Source organism: uncultured Streptomyces sp., from assembly GCF_947488945.1.
GTDB lineage: Bacteria > Actinomycetota > Actinomycetes > Streptomycetales > Streptomycetaceae > Streptomyces.
In genome coordinates this window covers 115,705-136,973 of sequence record NZ_CANLBS010000020.1, presented here as the reverse complement: position 1 = coordinate 136,973, position 21,269 = coordinate 115,705, and the positions used below count along the sequence as shown (strand labels likewise).

The window sequence follows — 21,269 nt, the reverse complement described above, 5'->3', positions numbered from 1 at the left end:
GTCAGCTTCCCCCGAGCCTGAACAGCGACGCGGCGGTCCGGGCGAGGACGCACACGTCCTGCCACGGCGACCACGTCGCGATGTAGCGGTTGTCGAAGCGGGCCCGGTCCTCGATCGAGGTGTCCCCCCGCAGGCCGTGCACCTGCGCGAGCCCGGTGATCCCGGCCGGCATCCGGTGACGGGCGTGATATCCCGGATGCGCCACGCCGAACTGGGCCGCGAAGAAAGGGCGTTCGGGGCGCGGGCCGACCAGGCTCATGTCCCCGCGCAGCACGTTCCACAGCTGCGGCAGCTCGTCCAGCGAGGTCCGGCGCAGCAGCCGGCCCACCGTGCTCATCCGGCGGTCCGACGAGACGTTCCAGCGGGTGGCCGACTCGTGGGCGTCGGCGGGGCGCAGCGTACGGAACTTCAGCAGGGTGAACGGGCGGCCGTCGAGGCCGAGCCGCTCCTGCCGGAAGAGGACACCGGGCCCGTCGGACAGGCGTACCGCCAGCGCGCAGCCCGCCAGCGCCGGGGCGGCCACCAGCAGGCCGACGGCGGCGAGCCCCCGGTCCGTGAGCTGCTTGACGGCGCGCGACACCGGCCCGCCGTGCCCGGTGGGCAGCAACCGCGCCGTGTAGCCCCACAGATGGTCGGTACGGTGCGCCGCGCCGTAGGCCTGCGGCGGGGTGGCCGTCGGGTCCTCGATCAGCCAGCTGCGGCAGCCGTGCCGGGTGACCAGCGCGAAGAGTTCGGCGCCCTCCGGCGTCGTGTGCGGCGGCTCGGTGAAGAACGCCTGGCGCACCGCGTTCTGCACCACCGCCCGGCGCACCTCCTCCAGCGCGGCCAGCACCGGCACCGCCCCGCGGTGGGCGGTCTGCGCCTCGGGCCCGCCGGCCGGCCCCAGCACGACCCGGCCCACGGGCCGCAGGCCGTACTCGGAATGCTCGGACAGCACCGTCACCGCCTGCCGGGCCACCGGCCCGCCCCCCACCACGAGCGCGGAGCCGGGCGCGCGGGCGGCGGCCCGCGCGCGGACCCCGTGCGCCGCCGCCCGCAGGGCGCAGCTCAGCAGGGTCTGCGCCGTCACCCCGAGGAACAGGTCCCGCCAGCCGATCGCCCCGGCGGGATCGTGGGCGCCGAACACCGTGGCGGTCACGAACCACTGCAACAGCACGACGACCAGCAGCGCCGGCAGGTCCGCCAGCGCGGAGGGGGTCAGCCGCGGCCGGTACAGCCCGCGCCGGGCGTTGAGCAGCACCGTCACCGCCGCCTGCGCGGCGAGGACCGCCGGGGGCCACACCGCGCCGGGCAGCAGCACCGGCGCGAGCCCCGCGGCCAGCACGTCGGCGCAGACCGGCAGGAGCGCGGGACGGTCGCGGCCGCCCCGGCCCGGCGCACCCCGCGACGCGTCCGGCGCGCGTCCGGCCCGCGGCGGATGGACGGTGGGAGCCGCCGTCGCCGTCCCCCGGGCCGTGGCCGGGAGTGATGCACTCTCCGTCGTCATCGCTCGGTGCGCTCTCTCGTGGTGGTGCCTGACGGGGGAACAAGTTCCTGGTAGAGGCGGACCACCGCGTCCGCGGTCGCCCGCACGTCGAACGCCGCACGGGCGTGCAGCCCCGCGGCGCGGCCCAGCGCCTCGCGCAGACCGGCGTCGGCCAGCAGCGCCGCCAGAGCCCCGGCCAGCGCCGCCGGGTCCTCCGGAGCCACCAGGCAGTGGGCGGCCTGGCCCGGCGGCAGGCTCTCGCCGGCCCCCGCGACGTCCGTCACCAGGACGGGCCGCCCGCAGGCCATGGCCTCCAGCGGCGCCAGCGCCATCCCCTCCCAGCGGGAGGGCAGCACGACCACGTCCGAGGCGTGCAGCCACGGCACCACGTCGTCCGCCGCTCCGGCGAAGAGCACTCCGTCCGGGGCCGCGGCGCGCAGCCGGTCCTCCTCGGGCCCGCCGCCGACCAGGGCGAGCAGCGCACCGCCGGCACGAGCCCGCCGCCAGGCGTCCAGCAGGACGTCCTGGCCCTTCTGACGGCTCAGCCGGCCGACGCAGACCACCAGCGGCACTCCGGCGGGGAGCGAGAGCGCCGCGCGGGCGGCGTCCCGGTCGCCGGGACGGAACCGGTCCAGGTCGACGCCGTTGCGGATCACCGACCACCGGGCGGCGATCCCGGCGAGCCGCCCGCGGTCGCGCTCGGACTCGCTGACACAGAGCACCCGGTCGGCCCAGCGGGCCCCGAACCGCTCCCACCGCCGGGCGGACGCCGCGGTCGCCCCGCGCACCGCCTCGAACGACCAGGCGTGCGGCTGGAAGACGGTGGGCACCCGGCCGCGCACGGCGATCCGGCCCGCCAGCCCCGCCTTGGCGCTGTGCGCGTGCACCAGCTGCGGCCGGCACGAGCGCACCAGGGCGCGGACCCCGGCGACCTCGCCGGCCAGCCGCAGATCCGGGTCCCGCCCGGCGTGCCAGGGACGTACCTGGGCGCCCGCCTCGGCGGCGGCGGCGGCCAGCCCGCCGTCCGGCGGACAGGCGACCACGGGACGGAGCCCCGCTCCGGCCTGCGCCCGGACGAGATCGACCACGACCCTCGCGACGCCGCCCTCCACGGGCTGGACCAGGTGCAGAATCTTCAAGTGGATTTCTCCGGGGTGACTCTTGCGCCGCGCCGGGATGCCTCGTCGCCCGACCGTCCGAAGTGCCGTTTCGAAAGGGCGAGCCCGTAAGGCCAATGCAGTGCGTGCCTACCGGTCATTTCTCATGCTCTCTCGGAATGGCGGTGTGAGGCGTGCTTTTCTGGTTCCGGATCAAGTGAGTAAAACCGAAGTGCACTTTGGCAGATTGACGGCCGGAACACACGTATGACTCGCACGTAACCTCAGCTGGGGACGTTTCCGCACCGCGTACGCGCGGCGAGTACGGGAACGGTGCCCGGACGTGCGGGAACCTCCCCCGCCCTTCCGGCAATTGCGCCCGACACGCGGAAAGGCACGCACCCGGAAGCGAGTACGCCCGTGGCACAGTGCGGTGGAAGCGCGTGAAGCCGTTTCCCGCCCGATCGCCGCCGATCGCCCGGCTTGCGGGACACGGCCGGCCTTCGCGCCCTTACGCCATTCGCCCGAGGAATTGCGGTGACGCGGCGTCAGGTCGCCGCGGATTCACCTTTCTGGATTTTGCGGAGCATTCCGTCCGACCGCCCCGCCCGTACGCCGGGATGCTTCGCGCCGGTGTCCGGGAGGGGTGCCGTGCGGGGGGTGCGGAACCGTGCCGCACCGGTCCGCGTCGTCCCTGTGACACGCCCCGCCGGGGCGTGGTGACGGGACGGGAGCGGAGACGGATGCGGCCGGGGTCCACGGGGAGCGGTTCGGCGGCGACGGACCGGGCGCCCGCGGACGGCACGGAGCGCGAGGGCGCCGCCCCGGGCGACACGGTCCCGGCGGCGGACCGCGAGCCGGAGGCCGGGCCGGCCCCCGCCCGTCGACGCGGCGGGCGCGTGCTGTCCCTCTGCGCCCTGGTGGTCGCCCTGTTGCTGCTCGCTCCGGGGGTGGTTCCGGACCTGCCCGGCCGGCCCGGGAGCCTGCTGGAGACGTTCCTGCCGTGGCTCGGCCTGACCGTCCCGCCGCTGCTCGCCGTCGCCCTGCTGCGCCGCTCCCCGGCGGGGACCGTCGCCGCCGCGCTCCCCGCGCTGGTCTGGGCGGGCCAGTTCGGACCCCTGCTGCTGCCCCCCGCCGGCGCACCGCACGACTTCCTCGCGCTCCAGCACAACGTCAGCGACGTGAACCCGGACCCGCGGGGAACCGCCCGGTCCCTCGTCCCGCACGGGGCGGACCTGATCGCCCTGGAGGAGGTGACGCCGGCCGCCCTCCCGGTCTACCGGCGGGAGCTCGCCGCGCGGTACCCGTACCACGCGGCGCGCGGCACGGTCGGGCTCTGGTCGGCACACCCGCTGACCGACGTGCGGGCCCTCGACATCCGGCCGAGCGGTGTTGGCGCGGGGTGGAACCGGGGGCTGCGTGCCACCGTCCACACCCCGGACGGTGAACTGGCCGCCGTCGTCGCTCACTTGCCGTCGGTGCGCATCGGTCCCACCGCCGGCTTCGAGGCCCGGCGCCGGGACGGGAGCGCACGGCTGCTGGCCCGACGGATCGACGCGGAGCCGCTGGAGCGACTGGTGCTGCTCGGTGACCTCAACGGCACGGTCCAGGACCGCGGCCTCGGCCCCGTCACCTCCCGACTGGCCGCCCCGGAGCGGGGGTTCGCCCTCAGCTGGCCCGCCTCCCTGCCCGTCGCCCGGATCGACCAGGTCCTCGCGCGGGCGGCGGCCGTCACCCGGATCGAGGCGCTCCCGGCCACCGGCAGCGACCACCTCCCGGTCCTCGCCCACCTGCGCTCCGACGCCCGGTGACCGGTGCCGGGGGCGGGCCCGCACGGTGCTGCCGGGGGTACGCACGGTGATGCCAGGGGCGCGCCCGTACCGCCCCGGCGTGAGTACCACCGGACCCCGGACTGAGTACCCCGGCCCATCCGCCGGGCGGGCACCGGACGGTCTGATGGACCCATGCTCCCCGTCATCCGGCGCACCACCCGCGCCCACCACGTCACCCTCGCGGGCACCGCTCTGGCGGGTGCCCTCCTCCCGCTCGTCGTCGGCGTCCTGCTGGCCCGCGCCGCCTCGGGCGACCCGATGGCGCCCGTCAGCACCTTCGTCACCGGCGTCGGGGCACGCGGGCCCGCCCGCCCGGGGGCGTGGCGGTACGCCGGGCGCGACGCCCTGCGCCGGACCCGGCGACCGCTGCGCCGCGCGCGTCTGCTCCGTCGCGCCGCCTGACGCACCGGCTCATCCCACCGGGTGCGGCCGGGGCGTCCGCGGCCGGTCGAACTGGGTCCGGTACAGCTGCGCGTACCGGCCGTCGGCGGCCAGCAGTTCGTCGTGCGTGCCGCGCTCCGCGATCCTCCCCTCCTCGACCACCAGGATCAGATCGGCGTGGCGCACGGTCGACAAACGGTGCGCGATCACCAGGGCGGTCCGCCCGCGCAGCGCCTCCGTGAGCGCCTCCTGGACGGCGGCCTCGGCCGTGGAGTCCAGATGGGCGGTCGCCTCGTCCAGTACCACCACCCGCTGACGGGCCAGCAGCAGCCGCGCGATGGTCAGCCGTTGGCGCTCACCGCCGGAGAGCCGGTAGCCGCGTTCGCCCACCACCGTGTCCAGCCCGTCCGGCAGCGACGCGACCAGACCGTCGAGCCGTGAGCGCCGCAGCGCGTCCCGGATCTCCTCCTCGGTGGCGTCCGGCGCGGCCAGCAGCAGATTGGCGCGGACCGACTCGTGGAAGAGGTGGCCGTCCTGGGTCACCATGCCGACCGTCGCCCGCAGTGCCGCGCCGGTCAACTCCCTCACGTCCACCCCGCCGATCCGCACCGCGCCCGTGTCGGCGTCGTACAGCCGGGGCAGCAACTGGGCCAGCGAGGACTTGCCGGCGCCCGAGGAGCCGACGATTGCCACCGTCTGCCCGGCCTCGGCGCGGAACGACACGTCGTGCAGCACCCTCTCCCCGCCACGGGAGTCCAGTCGGGCCACCTCCTCCAGCGAGGCCAGCGACACCTCGCCCGCCGCCGGATAGGCGAACGACACCCCGTCGAACTCGATCGGCACCGGTCCGTCGTCGAGCCCCCGCGCGTCGGGCCTCTCGGCGATCAGCGGTTTCAGGTCGAGGACCTCGAAGACCCGCTCGAAGCTCACGAGCGCGCTCATCACCTCGACCCGCGCCCCGGCGAGCGCGGTCAGCGGGGCGTAGAGCCGGGTCAGCAGCAGGGCGAGCGCCACGATGTCGCCCGGCTCCAGGGAGCCGCGCAGGGCGTAGAGGCCGCCGAGGCCGTAGACCAGCGCCAGGGCGAGCGCCGAGACGAGGGTGAGCGCGGTGAGGAACGCGGACTGGGCCATCGCGGTCCGCACCCCGATGTCGCGGACCCGGCGCGCCCGCTCGGCGAACGCCGCCGACTCCGCCCCGGGCCGCCCGAAGAGCTTGACGAGCGTGGCGCCGGGGGCGGAGAAGCGTTCCGTCATCCGGGTGCCCATCGCCGCGTTGTGCGCCGCCGCCTCCCGTTGCAGTCCCGCCATCCGGGCGCCCGTCCGCCGGGCCGGTACCACGAAGGCGGGCAGCAGGACGAGCGCCAGCAGCGTGATCCGCCACGAGATGCCCACCATCACCGCCAGCGTGAGGGCCAGCGTCACCACGTTGGCGACCACCCCGGACAGCGTGTTGCTGAAGGCCCGTTGGGCGCCGATCACGTCGTTGTTCAGCCGGCTGACCAGCGCGCCGGTCCTGGTCCGGGTGAAGAAGGCGACCGGCATCCGCTGTACGTGGTCGAAGACCGCGGTGCGCAGGTCGAGGATCAGCCCTTCGCCCAGCGTGGCGGAGAACCAGCGGGTGACCAGCCCGAGTCCGGCCTCCGCCACCGCGATCACCGCGATGAGCAGCGCCAGGCGGGTCACGGTGGAGGAGGAGCCGTCGTGCACGATCGTGTCGACGACCCGTCCGGCCAGCATGGGGGTGGCCACCGCGAGCAGCGCCCCGGCGACGCTCACCACGAGGAACCAGGTCAGGGCGCGTCGGTGCGGCCGGGCGAAGGCGAGGACGCGGCGCACGGTGGCCCGCGAGAAGGGGCGGTGGTCCTGTGGGGCGTTGATCACGCTCTGCAGCGACGACCACGCCGTGATGTCCATGCTCATGGAGGCTCCGTGTTCGGCGGGGCGGGCGCGCGGGCCGGTATGCCCGCGATCCGCGCCGCCGGGGCGGACGGCCCCGGCGGATGGATCGCACGGTAGAACCTCAAGCATTGTCGAGGTCAAGGGCGCCCCCGCCTGACGAGCCGCCCGCCCATCGGCGAAACGCAGGGCCGAACGTCCCGCCGGCCCCCGTGCCGCCCGAACGGGCCCGCAGCGCGCCCCGTGCGGCCCGGTGCGACGCTGGGAATCCGTCGCCGCACGGGGGCGGGGACAGGGACGGGAAGGACCGCAGGGTGCGCATCGATCTCACGGGCAAGAAGGCCGTCGTCACCGGTTCCTCGCAAGGCATCGGCCTGGCCGTCGCCACCGGGCTGGCCGCCGCAGGCGCCGCCGTCGTGCTGACCGGGCGCAACCGGGAGCGCCTGGACGCGGCGTCGGAGACCGTACGCGCCGCCGCACCGGACGCGGACGTGGAGGCGGTCGCCTGCGACCTGGTCACGGACGAGGGGGCGGACCGGCTGCTGGCGGCCGTGCCCGCCGCCGACGTCCTGGTGAACAACCTGGGCATCTTCGGCTCCCGGCCGCCGCTGGAGATCACCGACGAGGAGTGGCGCACCTACTTCGACACCAACGTGCTCAGCGCCGTGCGGCTCGTGCGGCGCTACCTGCCCGGTATGAAGGAGCGGGGCTGGAGCCGGGTGCAGAACATCGCCAGCGACTCGGCGATCGTCATCCCGGCGGAGATGATCCACTACGGCATGTCCAAGACCGCCCTGCTGGCCGTCTCGCGCGGCTTCGCCAAGGAGGCGGCCGGCACCGGCGTGACCGTGAACACGGTGATCGCGGGACCCACCCACACGGGCGGGGTCGAGGACTTCGTGTACGAGCTGGTCGACAAGGACCTCCCGTGGGAGGAGGCCCAGCGCGTGTTCATGCGGCGGCACCGCCCGCAGTCGCTCCTCCAGCGCCTCATCGAGCCCGAGGAGATCGCCCACCTGGTGGTCTACCTCAGCTCCGCGCAGGCGTCCGCCACCACGGGGGCGGCGGTGCGGGTCGACGGCGGGTACGTGGACTCCATCGTGCCGTGATCACCCGACCCCGACCCGACCCGACCCCGCCCCGCCGCCGGGAGCGGGCCGCCGTCCCCGGAAGCGGCGCGGGTGGAGCGGGCCTCCGTCACCCGGGCCCCGGCGGGGGAGAGCGGGCCGGGCGCATGGCCGGGGCTGGCATGATCGAGGGATGGACGAACGCATGATCGCCGCGTGTGACGGGGCGTCGAAGGGGAATCCCGGGCCCGCCGCCTGGGCGTGGGTGGTCGCCGACGCCGAGGGGAACCCGGTCCGCTGGGAGGCCGGGCCGCTGGGCACCGCCACCAACAACGTGGCCGAGCTGACCGCCCTGCGCTCGCTGCTGGAGTCGACCGACCCGGCGGTGCCCCTGGAGGTGCGGATGGACTCGCAGTACGCGATGAACGCGGTGACCAAGTGGCTGCCGGGCTGGAAGCGCAACGGCTGGAAGACCTCCGGCGGCAAGCCGGTCGCCAACCAGGAACTGGTGGTGCGGATCGACGCGCTGCTGTCCGGGCGCACCGTGCGGTTCCAGTACGTGCCGGCGCACCAGGTGGACGGCGACCCGCTGAACGCGCTCGCCGACCAGGCCGCCAGCGAGGCGGCCGTCACACAGGTCGCGGCCGGGACCGTCCACGGCGCGACCGCGCTGCCGGTGCCCGCACCCGCCCGGTCGGCCAGGGGCGGCCCGGCGCCGAAGGCGAAGCAGGGGGCCGCGTCCGGCGGGACGGCCCGCACCCCGCGCACGGGCGGGACGATCCGCGCCAAGTTCGCGGGCCGGTGCCGTTGCGGGAAGCCGTACGCTGCCAAGGACACCATCGCCAAGAACCCCGACGGCTGGGGTCACCCGGAGTGCCGCACGGCGACCGTCTGACGCGGCCGTCCCCCGGCGGGCTCTTCCCCGGCGGGGTGTCACGCGTGCGCGGACGTATCAGACGTCGGCCCAGACCAGGCGTCCCGCCAGGGCCGCGCTGGTGCCCCAGCGCTTCGACAGCGCCTCCACGAGCACGAGGCCCCGGCCGTGCTCGGACAGTCCCTCCGCCCGCTCCGCGCCCTCGCCGCGCGCCGCCCCGGCGGTCGGCCAGGACGCCGCACCCCTCGCCCCGGCGTCGCCGCCGGACGGTTCCGCGTCGGCGGGCGGCCGGGGCGAGGGGAGGCGCCCCCGGCCCCGGTTCCAGACGCAGATCCGCACGCCGTCGCCCGAACGGAGCAGTCGGCAGCGGATCCGCCGGGTGCCGGTGTGCTGGAGCGCGTTGGCGACCAGTTCCGTCACGATCAGCGACGCCGCTTCGACGCGCTCCGCGGGCTCCCCCCACGCGCGCATCGCCTCGCGGACCCGGTGACGCGCCTCGGGCACCGCGCGGGGCACCCGGGGCGCGCACCAGCTGTGAGCCGCACCGCTCCCCGTGGCGCGCGGCGCATGTTTCCCACCAGTAGCTATTTCCGGCATGTACGTACTGTCCGCGCAAAGGGCATACTTTGCAAGCGACAGAATGTGCGACGCTCCGCATCGGGGCCGACCGAGCGAGGCGTGCGCGATGAGAGCCCGATCCGGCCCCACCCTGGAGCACCGCGTCCTCGCGGCCCGGCTGCGGATGATGCGGGAACGCGCCGGAGTGCCGCTCGCCGACGCCGCCCGCGCCCTGGACGCCCACCCCGCCACGGTGCGCCGCATCGAACGGGCCGAGACGGGCCTCGACGCCCGCCAGGTGGAGGCCCTGCTCGCGCGCTACGGTGTTCCGGAGGCAGAGGCCGCATCGGTCCTTGCCCGCCTCGGTGCCGCGAACCTGCCCGGCTGGTGGCACCGGTGGCGCGACGCCATGGAACCCTGGCAGTTCGACGTCATCGGCATGGAGTCCTCCGCCGGACTCGTCCGGACCTGGCACCCGGCCCTGGTGCCCGAACTGCTCCGCACCCCCGCCTACGCGGCGGCCCTCCACCGGACGGCGTACCCCGACGACACCGCCGCCCGCCTGGAGCGCCGCCTCGAACTGCTCCACGAACGGCAGGCCCGGCTGCACGCCCGCGGCGCCGCGCTCTGGGCGCTGCTGCCCGCCGCGGCCCTCCACACCGACGTCGGCGGACCCGCCGTCATGGCCCGGCAGCGTGCGGCCCTGGACGAGGCGGCGGCGCGGGTACCCCGTCTGACGGTGCAGGTCGTCCCGCTCGACCACCCGCCCCATCCGCTCACCGGCTCGCCGCCGCTCCACCTGCTACGGGTGCCCGCCCCGGAGATCGGCGACCGCGCCGTCGTGGAGACACCCGGCATCCGGATCGACGTGTTCGACGACCCGGACACCGTCAACCAGCACCGCAGCCGCCTCGACGCGGCCTGCGCCGCCGCTCCGCCGCCCGGAACCCCGCTCCCGCACCGCTGCTGACCCGCGCCCCGGGATGCGCGGCCCGGCCCGTGCGGGGAGCGTGGGGGAGTGGTGCGGCAACCGAGCAGGGCCCAGTGGATCCCCGGCTTCGTCATCGTGCTGGCCGTCGTGATCGACCTCGTGACGCCGGCCGACGTGACGTCGGCGCCGTTGCTGACCGTCGCCCCCGTCGCCGCCGCCCCGCTGCTGCGGCCCCGGGGGGTCGTCGCGGTGGGGCTGATCTCGATGGCGGTCCACGCGGTCCTCGCGCACGTCGACGGCACCTTCGGCTGGCGCGCCGGCGTCGCCAACCAGCTCACCCTGGCGGCCGTGACCGTTCTGGCCGTGGTCATCAACCGGACACTGGCGCGACGGGACGCCTCCACCCGCAGGGCGAGGCAGGTCGCCGCCGTCGCCCAGCGGGCCGTGCTGCCCCCGCCGCCCGCCCGCATCGGCCCCCTGACCGTCGCCGCCCGCTACGTGCCCGCCGAGGACGAGGCGATGATCGGCGGGGACCTCTACGTCGCCCAGGCCACGCCGTGGGGCACCCGGGTGATGGTCGGCGACGTCCGCGGCAAGGGGCTCGGCGCCGTCAGCGCGGTCTGCTCCGACATCGGCGCCTTCCGCTACGCCGCCGACGAGTCCGAGAACCTGCCCGCCCTCGTGGACGCGCTGGAACGGGCGCTGTCGCGCGAGGGGGACCGCCGGGGCGGTCTCGAGGACGTGGAGGGCTTCACCACCGCGCTCGTCGCCGAGTTCGCCCCCGACCTCAGCACCGTGCGCATCGTCAACCGCGGCCATCCGCCGCCCGTCCTCCTCGACGACCGCGGGCGCGCGACCCTGCTCGTGCCGAGCGCCGAGGCGCCGCCGCTCGGCATGGGCGGACTCGGCGCCTGGCCCGCCCCCGTCGACACCTTCGACTTCCCGCCGGGCGCCACGCTGATCTGCTACACCGACGGTGTCAGCGAGTCGCGCGACACCGCGGGCGTCTTCTACGACGCCGCCGAACGGCTGCCGCTGCTGCTGCGCCGCCGCCGCGCCCTCGGTGACTCCACGTCACCGTCGCAGATCCTGGACGCCCTCGTCCACGACGTCCGCCGCCACACCGGCGGACGCCCCCAGGACGACCAGGCCATGCTCGCGCTGCACCGGGAGACGGCCCCTCGGCCGCCGTCCTGAGAAACCGCTCCTTCGTCACCCGTACGAGCGAAAACACACCGTTCCGACGCGAGTACGCACCGTGACGACGGACCATCCCCGTAGCGGGATGCCGAGGGTCTCCCGTACGCCGACGAGTGCGCCGGGCCACCGCATACGGGAACGCGTGCGGGAAAGAGCCCGAAAAGCGGCTCCCGGTGGTTTCGGTTCCGTTTACGCGGTCACCCGACGCCTACGGACCGAATACCGAACCCGAGCACCGGAAGTGGGAGTCATGCGGAACGGAACCATGCAGAGCGGGGCCGTGCACGACGGAGTCACGGTCGAAGGGACGGGGGACAACTGGCGGAGTCTCGCGGCCTGCCGCGAGGTCGACCCGGACCTGTTCTTCCCCATCGGCAGCACCGGGCCGTCTCTGGTGCAGGCCGAGGACGCCAAGGCGGTCTGCCGGACCTGCCCGGTCCAGGAACAGTGCCTGCGCTGGGCGATGGAGAACGGCCAGGACTTCGGCGTCTGGGGAGGCCTCGGCGAGGACGAGCGGCGCGCCCTCAAGCGCCGTACCCGCAGGCAGGCGGAGCGGCAGGCGCGGTGAGCCGGGGCCACCGCGCCCCGGCCGCCGGCCCGCGCACGACGCCGGCGGCCGCGGAACCCCGCCGGGCGAGATGCCGGGCCGCAGAACGGGTAGACGGGGAACCATGGACACCACGGGTTGGCTCATCCTCGGCGCGGCCCTCGCGCTGATCACCATGGCGGTGGCGGCAGTTCTGTTCGTACGCGTCGTACGGGCCAGGAAACTGCTCACCGACGCGGGCATCCCGCTCCGCGACAAGGCCCTGTTCTGGGCCTCCCTCGTCTACACCGTCTCGCCGGTCGACCTGATCCCGGACCCGGTGTACCTCGACGACATCGGTTTCCTGCTGCTGGCCCTGCGCTCCCTGCACTCCGCCGCCCGCGCCGCCGGCATCGGCGGGCGCGCGGACCTGCCGGGCGGCCGGCGCAAAGAATCGGCGGCCGACGGCAACCTTCTGACCCCCGGCAGCAACTGACGTCACGTAACCCGCCCCCGGCCGAAGGTGCGTACCGTGACTCCCTCCCGCTCCGCCCCCCACCCGCGCGGCAGGCGTCGCCGCAGCGGTCGGACCCGTGTGATCGTCAGCTCCCTCGCCGCCGGACTGCTCGCGGCGGGCGGCCTGGTCGCCGCCGGACAGACCTCCCACGCGGCGACCGCCCGGCAGGCGGAAGCCCTGGACCGCGGCGTCGTCAGCGTCCACACCGAGAGCGGCAACCTGGTCAGCTGGCGATGGCTCGGCACCGACCCGGACGACGTCGCCTTCAACGTCTACCGCGCCGGCACCAAGGTGAACGCCACCCCCGTCACCGGGTCGACCGATTACTTCCACTCCGGCGCGCCGGCCACCGCCGACTACACCGTCCGCGCGGTCGTCGGCGGCGTCGAGCAGGCCGACTCCGTGCACGCGGTGCAGTTCCGCGCCGGATACAAGGACGTGGCCATCAGCCCGCCCGCCGGAGGCACCACCCCCGACGGGGTCGCCTACACCTACGAGGCCAACGACGTCTCCGTCGGCGACCTCGACGGGGACGGCGCGCTCGACTTCGTACTGAAGTGGCAGCCCACCAACGCCAAGGACAACTCGCAGTCCGGCTACACGGGCAACACGATCGTCGACGGAGTCCGGCTCGACGGCACCCGGCTCTGGCGCGTCGACCTCGGCCGCAACATCCGCTCCGGCGCCCACTACACGCAGTTCCAGGTGTACGACTACGACGGCGACGGCCGTGCCGAGGTCGCCATGAAGACGGCGGACGGCACGGTGGACGGCACGGGCAAGACGATCGGCAGCACGTCGGCCGACCACCGCAACTCCTCCGGCTACGTGCTGACCGGACCCGAGTACCTCACCATGTTCGACGGGCGGACCGGGGCGGCCATGGGCTCCGTCGACTACGTGCCCGCGCGCGGCACCGTCTCCTCCTGGGGCGACTCGTACGGCAACCGCGTCGACCGCTTCCTCGCCGGGACCGCCTACCTCGACGGCGCCCGGCCCTCGCTGATCATGGCGCGCGGCTACTACACGCGTACGGTCGTCGCCGCCTGGGACTGGCGAGGCGGCGCCTTCACCCGCCGGTGGACCTTCGACACCAACAGCTCCACCAACACCGGCAAGGGCTACGACGGCCAGGGCAACCACCAGCTGTCGGTGGCCGACGTGGACGGCGACGGCAAGGACGAGATCGTCTACGGCGCGATGGCAATCGACGACAACGGCGGCGGCCTGTGGACCACGAAGAACGGCCACGGCGACGCCCAGCACGTCGGTGACCTCGACCCGTCCCGGCCGGGCCTGGAGGAGTTCAAGGTCGACGAGGACAGCTCCAAGCCGTCGTCCTGGATGGCCGACGCGAAGACCGGCACGATCATCTGGTCCACCCCCGCTTCCGGCGACAACGGCCGGGGCGTCAGCGGCGACATCTGGTCCGGCAGCCCCGGCGCGGAGTCCTGGTCCTCGGCGGTCTCCGGCATCCGCTCTCCGTCCGGCGCGGTCGTCGCCGACCGCAAGCCCTCCAGCACCAATTTCCTCGCCTGGTGGGACGGTGACACCACGCGGGAACTGCTCGACTCCACCCACATCGACAAGTACGGCACCTCCGGCGACACCCGGCTGCTGACCGCCGCCTCGGTGCACGCCAACAACGGCACCAAGGCGACCCCCGCGCTCTCCGGCGACATCCTCGGCGACTGGCGCGAGGAAGTCGTCTGGCCCACCACGAACAACACCGCGCTACGGATCTACTCCACGCCGTACGAGACCGGCACGAAGATCACCACGCTCCTCCACGACACCACCTACCGCACCGCCCTCGCCTGGCAGAACACCGCCTACAACCAGCCGCCGCACCCGAGCTTCGCCCTCGGCTCCGGGACCGCGCCGCGTCCGGTCATCCACACTCCCTAGCCGGACCGGGAGCGACGTACCGGATGCGCCGGCGAGGCGGCGGCCGCGGACGGTCGTGTCCCGGCCGCCGCCCGTGCGACGGCAGGTCCCCCGGGGAGTCTCCGGGGAGAGCCACTGCCGGGACGGGGCCTTGCGCCGCGCCGCGTCGGCGGTCATGCCCACGCGCCGCCCGTCGACACCAGCCGTTCGATCACCTCGGGATCCAACGCCGGGTTCGCCGCGGCGGGGTGGGCCAGTTCCTCGTCGGCGAGCAGCTCCGTCAGCCGCGCCCGCGGAAGAGCCGGGTGGCGCGCCAGTGCGGCCCGCACGGCGGGGTCCGTGTCGCGGGTCAGGCGCTCCACGGTGGCAGGGGCGGTACGGGGATCGCGGGCGGCCAGGGCCCGGACCTCGGGGTCGTCGTGGTCGGCGAAGACCGACAGACCGGTGGTGGGGAAGTTCGGCCGGGTGATCAGGCGTGCGCGGTCCGCGCCGTCGTGCTCCACGAAGACCCGCAGCAGCAGCGCGGAGGGGGCGTCCGGATGGATGTGGGCCAGCAGAGCGCGTACGCCGGGATCGTCGTCGGCGGCCAGCCGCTCCACGAGGTCGGGCGGCAGGAAGCGGTCCCGGGCCGCACTGCGGCGCAGCAGCGGGTGGGCGGAGTCGGCGTCCCGGCGGACCTCGTGGGGATCCCGGGGGAGGGGGGACACGGGCCACCAGTAAACGCCGTTGTCCGCCGGTATGGCGTAGTCGACGGCGGCCCGTTCCTGCTCGCTCAGCGCCGGATGCACGGACAGCGCGAGCCGGACCCGGGGGTCGGGATCGGTGGCGAGCGTCCGGCGCTCGTCGGCCCGGAGATCCGGGCGGTGCGCGACGGCCTCGCGTACCGCCGGGTCGGGATCGGCGGACAGGAGGACCACCACGTCGTGGGGCAGCGTCGGGTTACCGGCGATCACGTGCCGCTCCCTCTCGGCGACCGGGGCGGTGAGGACGCTGTCCACGACCGTTCTGCTGAGGGCCTGGTGCATCAGCATGTGCAGGCGCGCGTGGCACGCACGGGCGGGCAGTTCCCGCTCCACCCACGCCGGGTCCTCGCTCCGCAGATGCGCCCGCGCCCGCTTCCTGACCTCTTCGTCGGTGTCCGCCAGCAGGGCGGTCCGTGTGACGGCGGGCAGCCCGCTCCAGAACCCCACCCCCCAACGGCGGACCCCGGCGACCGGATGGGTGGCCAGGCCTCGGTACAGCCCGGGGGACATCTGCTCGTAGAGCGGGCCGCCGAGAAGGTCCCCCTCGTACGTGAGCATCATGTGGACGACCACGTCGTCCGGCAGCGGTGCGGGCCTGCCCCCGCCCGGCACCTTGGGAGCCTCGGCGAGGTGGGCGCGGACGAGCCACTCCGGATCGTCGACCAGGCGGGCCCGCTGGGCGGGATCGACGTGCGGGTTGCGGGCGAAGAACGAGCGGGTGCGGGTGTCGGGATGCCTGAGCACGGCCTCCACCACCGTGTCGGGCAGGACGCGGTCCCGGCACAGCACCATCCGCACCGCCGGCGGACCGTCGGCGAGCAGGCGCAGCAGCACGTCCGGTGACGAGGACGGATTCAGGGCCACCCCGGCGAGCCGCCGTGCGGGCAGATCGGCGGCGTCCCAGATGTCCTGAGGCGTAGGCATGCGTGGCAACTCCCTCGTGACGACGGCTTTCTGACACCGTCGGGCCGCGACCCTACCGGGAAACCCGCAGGTGGGCGCGGTTCCCTCAGGAAACGTCGGACGCTCGGTCGAGTGCGGCGAGCGCGGCGGCGGCCTCCTCCCGCCGGGGACTGCTGAGCGCGGCGAGCGCCTCGCGTGCCGCGAGCAGGGTCTGCCGGGTCTCGGAATGCCCGAGGGCCTTCAGCACATGACCGAGGTCGAGGCGCGCCGACGCGGCCCACACCGGCATGTGCGCCGCCTCGAAGGCGGTGAGGGCATGCCGCAGCGGCGGCTCGGCCTCGGCGCCGCGGCCGAGGGCCGCGAGGTCGTTGCCGAGCTGCTGCAGCACGAACGCGAGGTACAGCCCGATCAGTTCGTCCGGCCGGCCGGGCACCCCCGCGCGGCAGATCCGTTCGGCGCGGCGATGGATGCCTAGGGCCTCCTCGGCCCGGCCGGTCTGGCGCAGCAGGGTGCCGAGGGTGTTGAGGATCGTCAGCTCGGCCAGCCGGGCGTGGGCACAATCCACGGAGGCGAGGCAACGGGCCGCTTCCCGCAGGCGGCCGTGGGCCTCCTCCGACCGGCCCATCCGCTGGAGCGCGCCCGCGCCGTACCCGAGGGCCCATCCCTCCTGGAGGCCGTCCTCGCACGCGCGGGCCGCCGCGAGGGCGGCGTCGGCGGTCCTCAGCGCGGCACGGGGGTCGTGGACGCACATGTTGTAGGCCCAGGCGAGGTAGTTGAGGTGGACCGCCTCCTCCCGTCCGCCGCCCAGCAGGCGGGCCGCTGCGGAGGAGCACCGGAACACCTCCACCCACTGCTCCCAGTGCTGGTTGAGGTCGGAGAACCAGTGCATCGCCTCCGCCGCGTCCAGCACCTCCCGGTATAGCCCGATGTCGAGGGCGCGGCCCAGCGCCGCGACCCACTGGGCGCGTTCCGCCTCCAGCCAGGCCCGCGCCTCCTCCCGGCCGACCGGCGCCGACGCTGGATCCGGGTCGCCGGGGGGCGTGTTCCCGAGGTGGTCGGCGTCGAAGTGCAGTGCGGCGGCGGTGGCCCGGCGCACCATCCACCGCGCCGTCCGGTCCAGGGCCGCGTCCCGCGCTCCGGGGACGTCCTCGGCGGCGAGCTGCTCGGCCGCGTAGAGCTTGAGCAGATCGTGGAACCGGTAGCGCTCCTCGACGGCGTCGCTCTGCAACAGCCCCGCGTCGGTCAGCTCCTCGGCGCGCACGACCGCCTCCTCGTACGACAGACCGGTGAGCAGCGCGCCGGTCTCGGGTCCGAAGTCCCCTCCGGCGGCCAGCGAGGCGCGCCGCAGGAAGAGCTGCGAGGCGGGCGGGAGTTGACGGTAGGAGAGTGCGAAGGCGGCGCGTACGCCCAGACTGCCCGCCCGGAGTCCGTCCAGTCGGCGGCCCTCGGCGGCGAGGCGGACGACGAGCTTCGCCAGGCGCTCGTGCGGCCGGCTGAGGAGTCGCTGGCCGGCGATCCGGACGGCCAGCGGCAGGTGCCCGCACAGGTCGGCGAGGTCGCGCGCGGCCTGCGCCTCCGCCGCGACGCGCCCCTGACCGACGATCTGCGCCAGGAGCTCCACCGACTCCTCCCGCCGCAGCAGGGCCAGGTCGCTGCGGTGGACCGACTCCAGCCCCGCCAGCGACTGACGGCTGGTGACGAGGGCCCAGGAAGGGCCGGTGCCGGGCAGCAGCGGCCTGACCTGGTCCTCGTCGGCGGCGTTGTCCAGCAGGAGCAGCAGACGCCGGTCGGCGGTCAGCGACCGCCACAGCCCCGCCCGGTCGTCGGTGCCGGCCGGAATCGTGGCGTCCGCCACCCCCACCGCGGCCAGCAGCCGGGCCAACGCGTCCCGGACCGTGACCGGTTCGGGCTCCATGCCGTGCAGGTCGAGGGCGAACCGCCCGTCGGGGAAGTCCGGGGCGAGGAGGTGGGCCGCGTGCACCGCGAACGCGGTCTTGCCCAGGCCCGGTTGCCCGGCGACCACGGTGACACCGGGCAGGCCGGGACGCGGACCGCGCACCAGCTCCAGCAGCCGGGCGAGCGCGGGGCCCCGCGCCGTGAAGTCGGGGATGTCGCGCGGCAGCGCCAGGGCGACGTGAGAGGGCGGTCCGGCAGCCGTCCGAGGACGGGGGCGGCCCGCGGCGGCGGATTTCTCCAGGTCCGCCGCCCCCTCCTCGTCAAGGTCCAGCGCTTCGGCCAGCGCCCGGACCGTGCCGCGCTGCGGGCCGCGGGTACGCCCGCGCTCCATGTCGGCCAGCGCCCGGACGCTCACTCCGGCGGCGTCCGACAGCGCCTCCTGGCTCAGCCCGGCCGCGGTCCGCAGCAGACGCAACCGCTGTCCGAAGTCCCCCGTCGCAGGCGTGCCGACGCGCACCGTGGCGTCCCCCGTCGTCCGGCCCGTACGGATGCGGGCCCCCCGGCAGAAGTATGCGGGACGGTACTTCTGCCGGGAGAACCGCCTGGGAGGCCGCGCCCGGAAGTGATCGACTGAGGGCGGACGCGGGGTGCCTCACCCGGTGCACGCGATCCGGTCGAGGCGCCACCGCGGTGAACGGATCCGCGGCGGTGACGGAGCCGGCGCGGAACCGGGGGCGGCCACGGACCGGCCACGGCCGCGTACGCGCCCAGCCCTCGACACGGGAAGACCGACGCACCCCTCCACCGCTCAGCACGCCCACGCAGCACGACGACCCACGGGCCGACGGCACTTTCGAGCCGCGGTCCCGAACCACCCACGGGGGAACCTCCATGAACCTGCACACCACGCGCCGCCCGCTGATGCTCGCCGTCGCGGGCACGGCCCTCGTCCTGTCCCTCACCGCCTGCCAGGCCGAAGGGGACTCCGGGCCGGCCGCCGCGGCGGCCTCCTCGCCGGGCACGACCGGCGGCGAGAACGCCCCTACGTCCGACGCGGCGGACGCGTCCGACGCCGAGCCCTCGGCGGCGGCGAAGGACACGACGGGCAGCGCGGCCTCCACCGGAGGGGAGACCGCGGCGTCGACCGGCACGAAGGGGACGCGGGCGGGCACGACCGCCCCGGTGTGCACCGCCGGGGACGTGGACGTCACCGCGGCGAAGCAGGACGGTCCGCCCTACACCCACCTCGTCCTCACGGCCAAGAACACCTCCGCACGCTCCTGCCGGCTGGCGGGCTACCCGCACCTCCAGTTCCTGGAGAGCCACAAGCAGGACGCACCGGCGGTGGCCAAGAGCAAGCCGGCCACCCCGGTCGTGCTCGCGCCGGGCGCGCCTGCGTACGCCCTGGTGAAGCTGTCCGACGGCGGGGTCGACGAGGAGAACGAACCCGTCTCGGCGTTCTCCCTGACGCTGGAGGGCGACGACGACACGGTCATCGCCGTCACCGCTCCCGGCGGCGACGGCGTCGCGGTCGATCCGGCACGGGCCCTCACCGGCTACTGGACCCCGGAACTCCGCAACGGCGCCGACGACTTCTAGCCGATGAGGCCGTGAAGCGGCGACGCGTGGGCCGCCCGCCCACGGCGGGCGGCCCGCCGCCGACAGCGGCGTGGGGGTGGTGGCGGTCGTTGTGCTCGCCGGCTCCCCGCCTCGTGCTTCGCGCCGGGCGACGCGAGCCCGAAGGCGTCTGCGCGGTAGCAGGCACCGTCGTCGGTGATGCTCCTCTCCACACGGGTGATGTTTCGGCGCCCGATCGGCGGGCGCGGCCTCCCGGCGAGAGGGGGTGCGCCGGCGTGGGTCATACCTCGCCCACGAAGAAGCCGGTGCCGGCGACTGCCAGCAGCAGGTAGCCGCACGGGAAGGCGATGTTGTGGAAGACCCGCGCGCGGACGTGCGCCACCACCGCGCCGACGAAGAACGCGGTCAAGCCGATTCCTGCCGCCAGACCCACCCGGGGGACCCCGAGAAGCCCCAGGAGAAGGCCGGCGGCGCCCAGGAGTTTGGCGGTGGCCAGGTACGGCACCGCGGCCGGGGGGAGCCGAACCTCTGCGGAGTTCGCCAGCACGAACGGTGCCTTCGCGTAGTCGGCGATCGCGATGAACCCGTTCGCGACGACGCACCCGACAGTGGCGATGATCAGTACGGAGCTCACGAGTCGTACGACCCCCCGACGGTGAACGGCTCCGCCGGAACAGGTGCTCCCACGGCTCGGCCGATCAGGTCTCGCGGCCGAGCGGCTTGCGGCAGCCCCGCCGTGTGGGCCCGCCCCGGGGGCAAGACCGTCCGGAGGGAGGCGAACACCCTCACTCCGTGCGACCGGACCTCTGCCGTGCCGCTGTCGGCGCGGAACCGCACCATCGGTAGGCTCATGACGTCGTCATCTCCTCGGGTTGCGAACAGGGAATGGGTTGCACCGACCGTCCTGACGTTCGCCAGCCTCGAAAGGTGACACCCATGCCGATCACGGTCGAGGAATTCGAGACCGCACGACCGCATCTGCTGTCGGCTGCCCACCGCCTGCTCGGCTCGGCCCACGACGCCCAAGACGCCGTCCAGACAGCATGGTTGCGGGTCACGGCCGCACGATCCGCGCCATCGATCGAGAACCCGTCAGCCTGGCTCACCACCGTCACCGCCAGAATCTGCTGGGACGAGCTGCGTGCCCGACGCCGCCGCGGCGAAGTCCCTCTGCTCGCGGACGCCGTCCCGGCGGCGCAACTGGCTGCGGACGAAGCGATCCTCCGCGCGGAAGACGTCTCCCGCGCGCTCATGGTCCTGCTGAACCAGTTGACCCCGTCCCAACGCGTCGCGTACGTCCTGCATGACCTGTTCTCCGTACCGTTCGACCAGGTTGCGCACGTGCTGGGCGGGACAGCGACCGGTGCCAGGAAGCACGCCAGCAGGGCCCGGCAGCGTCTCGAAGGCGCCCAGGACGTCGCGGAGCGGAACAGCCGGCCGGACCAGCAGATCGTCGAAGCCTTCCTGACAGCGGCCCGGACCGGGGACACGCGCAGAATGATCCAGCTGCTCGCGCCCGACAGCGTCCGCGACGCCGACGCGGCACTCCTCCCTCGCGGAGCCCGCACCACCGTCGTCGGTGCCGTCGACATCGCCGCCGAGACCGTGCACTTCCGCGATCGCGTGCGGGCGGCTTGCAGACTCACCGTCAACGGCAGAGCGGTACATCTCATTGCTCCGGGAGGGCACCCCCTCGCCACGATCGAGGTCAGCACGGCCAACCGGAGGGTCACGAGAATCACGCTGCGATCGGCACGGGCCGACGACCGCATCGCGGCCGCCCTACCGTCAACCATCGGCCGCCGGGCCGGCGCAGCGTGGTGACGTCCGGGGCGCCCGGTGGTCACGTGGGCCGGAGCGCCGGACCGGGAGGCCACCGGACCGGTGTCCGGCGCCCGCACCGCCGATCCGCCCCACC

General features: G+C 74.8%; 18 protein-coding genes. 11 read left to right on the top strand and 7 right to left on the bottom strand.

Going from position 1 to position 21,269, the window contains the following annotated elements:
• Position 1 precedes the first annotated feature (1 nt).
• Both Q0994_RS26960 and Q0994_RS26955 read right to left on the bottom strand, forming a co-directional pair.
• The gene (locus Q0994_RS26960) at positions 2-1,486 is read right to left on the bottom strand and encodes an exopolysaccharide biosynthesis polyprenyl glycosylphosphotransferase (RefSeq protein ID WP_299539328.1); all 1,485 of its coding nucleotides are present in this window, start codon (positions 1,484-1,486) and stop codon (positions 2-4) included.
• The gene (locus Q0994_RS26955; RefSeq protein ID WP_299539326.1) at positions 1,483-2,604 is read right to left on the bottom strand and encodes a glycosyltransferase family 4 protein; all 1,122 of its coding nucleotides are present in this window, start codon (positions 2,602-2,604) and stop codon (positions 1,483-1,485) included. Before Q0994_RS26955 ends, Q0994_RS26960 begins: the two co-directional genes overlap by 4 nt.
• 701 nt (positions 2,605-3,305) lie before the next feature.
• Here Q0994_RS26955 and Q0994_RS26950 point away from each other — a divergent pair.
• Positions 3,306-4,373 carry an endonuclease/exonuclease/phosphatase family protein gene (locus Q0994_RS26950; RefSeq protein WP_299539323.1) on the top strand — a complete coding sequence of 356 codons (1,068 nt, stop codon included), beginning with the start codon at positions 3,306-3,308 and terminating at the stop codon, positions 4,371-4,373.
• Positions 4,374-4,526: 153 nt separating this feature from the next.
• Positions 4,527-4,796, top strand: coding sequence for a hypothetical protein (locus Q0994_RS26945; RefSeq protein WP_299539321.1), 270 nt, complete (start codon positions 4,527-4,529; stop codon positions 4,794-4,796).
• A gap of 9 nt (positions 4,797-4,805) precedes the next feature.
• Here the strand turns inward: Q0994_RS26945 and Q0994_RS26940 are convergent, their stop codons facing one another.
• A complete protein-coding gene (locus Q0994_RS26940; protein WP_299539319.1) occupies positions 4,806-6,695 on the bottom strand; it encodes an ABC transporter ATP-binding protein in 1,890 nt (629 codons plus the stop codon).
• A gap of 290 nt (positions 6,696-6,985) precedes the next feature.
• Here Q0994_RS26940 and Q0994_RS26935 point away from each other — a divergent pair, with 290 nt between their 5' ends.
• Together Q0994_RS26935 and Q0994_RS26930 are read left to right on the top strand one after the other, a co-directional pair.
• Positions 6,986-7,780: an SDR family NAD(P)-dependent oxidoreductase gene (locus Q0994_RS26935; RefSeq protein ID WP_299539317.1), complete on the top strand. Its 795-nt coding sequence runs from the start codon at positions 6,986-6,988 to the stop codon at positions 7,778-7,780.
• Between the two features lie 151 nt (positions 7,781-7,931).
• The gene (locus Q0994_RS26930) at positions 7,932-8,633 is read left to right on the top strand and encodes a ribonuclease H (protein WP_299539314.1); all 702 of its coding nucleotides are present in this window, start codon (positions 7,932-7,934) and stop codon (positions 8,631-8,633) included.
• A 57-nt stretch (positions 8,634-8,690) separates the two neighbouring features.
• Here the strand turns inward: Q0994_RS26930 and Q0994_RS26925 are convergent, their stop codons facing one another.
• Positions 8,691-9,116 (bottom strand): ATP-binding protein, encoded by a 426-nt coding sequence (locus tag Q0994_RS26925; protein ID WP_299539311.1) that lies wholly within the window; start codon positions 9,114-9,116, stop codon positions 8,691-8,693.
• 181 nt (positions 9,117-9,297) lie between these two features.
• On the opposite strand from Q0994_RS26925, the gene Q0994_RS26920 reads away from it, so the two are divergent.
• The 5 genes from Q0994_RS26920 to Q0994_RS26900 all read left to right on the top strand — a co-directional run bounded on the left by Q0994_RS26920 (position 9,298) and on the right by Q0994_RS26900 (position 14,252).
• Positions 9,298-10,140, top strand: coding sequence for a Scr1 family TA system antitoxin-like transcriptional regulator (locus Q0994_RS26920; protein ID WP_299539309.1), 843 nt, complete (start codon positions 9,298-9,300; stop codon positions 10,138-10,140).
• 51 nt (positions 10,141-10,191) lie between these two features.
• Entirely contained in the window at positions 10,192-11,298 is a 1,107-nt protein-coding gene (locus Q0994_RS26915; protein ID WP_299539392.1) for a PP2C family protein-serine/threonine phosphatase, read from the top strand.
• Between the two features lie 268 nt (positions 11,299-11,566).
• The gene (locus Q0994_RS26910; protein ID WP_299539390.1) at positions 11,567-11,869 is read left to right on the top strand and encodes a WhiB family transcriptional regulator; all 303 of its coding nucleotides are present in this window, start codon (positions 11,567-11,569) and stop codon (positions 11,867-11,869) included.
• A 103-nt stretch (positions 11,870-11,972) separates the two neighbouring features.
• Positions 11,973-12,323, top strand: coding sequence for a YkvA family protein (locus Q0994_RS26905; RefSeq protein WP_299539307.1), 351 nt, complete (start codon positions 11,973-11,975; stop codon positions 12,321-12,323).
• Between the two features lie 102 nt (positions 12,324-12,425).
• Entirely contained in the window at positions 12,426-14,252 is a 1,827-nt protein-coding gene (locus Q0994_RS26900) for a rhamnogalacturonan lyase (protein ID WP_299539388.1), read from the top strand.
• A gap of 152 nt (positions 14,253-14,404) precedes the next feature.
• On the opposite strand, the gene Q0994_RS26895 is transcribed toward Q0994_RS26900, so the two are convergent.
• Together Q0994_RS26895 and Q0994_RS26890 are read right to left on the bottom strand one after the other, a co-directional pair.
• The gene (locus Q0994_RS26895; protein WP_299539305.1) at positions 14,405-15,898 is read right to left on the bottom strand and encodes a hypothetical protein; all 1,494 of its coding nucleotides are present in this window, start codon (positions 15,896-15,898) and stop codon (positions 14,405-14,407) included.
• Positions 15,899-15,983: 85 nt separating this feature from the next.
• Positions 15,984-18,290 (bottom strand): helix-turn-helix transcriptional regulator, encoded by a 2,307-nt coding sequence (locus Q0994_RS26890; protein WP_299539303.1) that lies wholly within the window; start codon positions 18,288-18,290, stop codon positions 15,984-15,986.
• Between the two features lie 374 nt (positions 18,291-18,664).
• On the opposite strand from Q0994_RS26890, the gene Q0994_RS26885 reads away from it, so the two are divergent.
• Positions 18,665-19,372 carry a DUF4232 domain-containing protein gene (locus tag Q0994_RS26885; protein WP_299539301.1) on the top strand — a complete coding sequence of 236 codons (708 nt, stop codon included), beginning with the start codon at positions 18,665-18,667 and terminating at the stop codon, positions 19,370-19,372.
• Between the two features lie 259 nt (positions 19,373-19,631).
• Here the strand turns inward: Q0994_RS26885 and Q0994_RS26880 are convergent, their stop codons facing one another.
• Positions 19,632-19,985, bottom strand: coding sequence for a DoxX family protein (locus tag Q0994_RS26880; RefSeq protein WP_299539299.1), 354 nt, complete (start codon positions 19,983-19,985; stop codon positions 19,632-19,634).
• A 302-nt stretch (positions 19,986-20,287) separates the two neighbouring features.
• On the opposite strand from Q0994_RS26880, the gene Q0994_RS26875 reads away from it, so the two are divergent.
• Entirely contained in the window at positions 20,288-21,175 is an 888-nt protein-coding gene (locus tag Q0994_RS26875) for a sigma-70 family RNA polymerase sigma factor (protein WP_299539297.1), read from the top strand.
• Positions 21,176-21,269: the final 94 nt, after the last annotated feature.

Bases quoted from the DNA above. Each gene is read 5' to 3' on its own strand.
- Q0994_RS26960 (WP_299539328.1), bottom strand. From the start codon at position 1,486: ATGACGACGGAGAGTGCATCACTCCCGGCCACGGCCCGGGGGACGGCG.
- Q0994_RS26950 (WP_299539323.1), top strand. From the start codon at position 3,306: ATGCGGCCGGGGTCCACGGGGAGCGGTTCGGCGGCGACGGACCGGGCG.
- Q0994_RS26945 (WP_299539321.1), top strand. From the start codon at position 4,527: ATGCTCCCCGTCATCCGGCGCACCACCCGCGCCCACCACGTCACCCTC.
- Q0994_RS26940 (WP_299539319.1), bottom strand. From the start codon at position 6,695: ATGAGCATGGACATCACGGCGTGGTCGTCGCTGCAGAGCGTGATCAAC.
- Q0994_RS26930 (WP_299539314.1), top strand. From the start codon at position 7,932: ATGGACGAACGCATGATCGCCGCGTGTGACGGGGCGTCGAAGGGGAAT.
- Q0994_RS26920 (WP_299539309.1), top strand. From the start codon at position 9,298: ATGAGAGCCCGATCCGGCCCCACCCTGGAGCACCGCGTCCTCGCGGCC.
- Q0994_RS26910 (WP_299539390.1), top strand. From the start codon at position 11,567: ATGCAGAGCGGGGCCGTGCACGACGGAGTCACGGTCGAAGGGACGGGG.
- Q0994_RS26905 (WP_299539307.1), top strand. From the start codon at position 11,973: ATGGACACCACGGGTTGGCTCATCCTCGGCGCGGCCCTCGCGCTGATC.
- Q0994_RS26895 (WP_299539305.1), bottom strand. From the start codon at position 15,898: ATGCCTACGCCTCAGGACATCTGGGACGCCGCCGATCTGCCCGCACGG.
- Q0994_RS26885 (WP_299539301.1), top strand. From the start codon at position 18,665: ATGAACCTGCACACCACGCGCCGCCCGCTGATGCTCGCCGTCGCGGGC.
- Q0994_RS26875 (WP_299539297.1), top strand. From the start codon at position 20,288: ATGCCGATCACGGTCGAGGAATTCGAGACCGCACGACCGCATCTGCTG.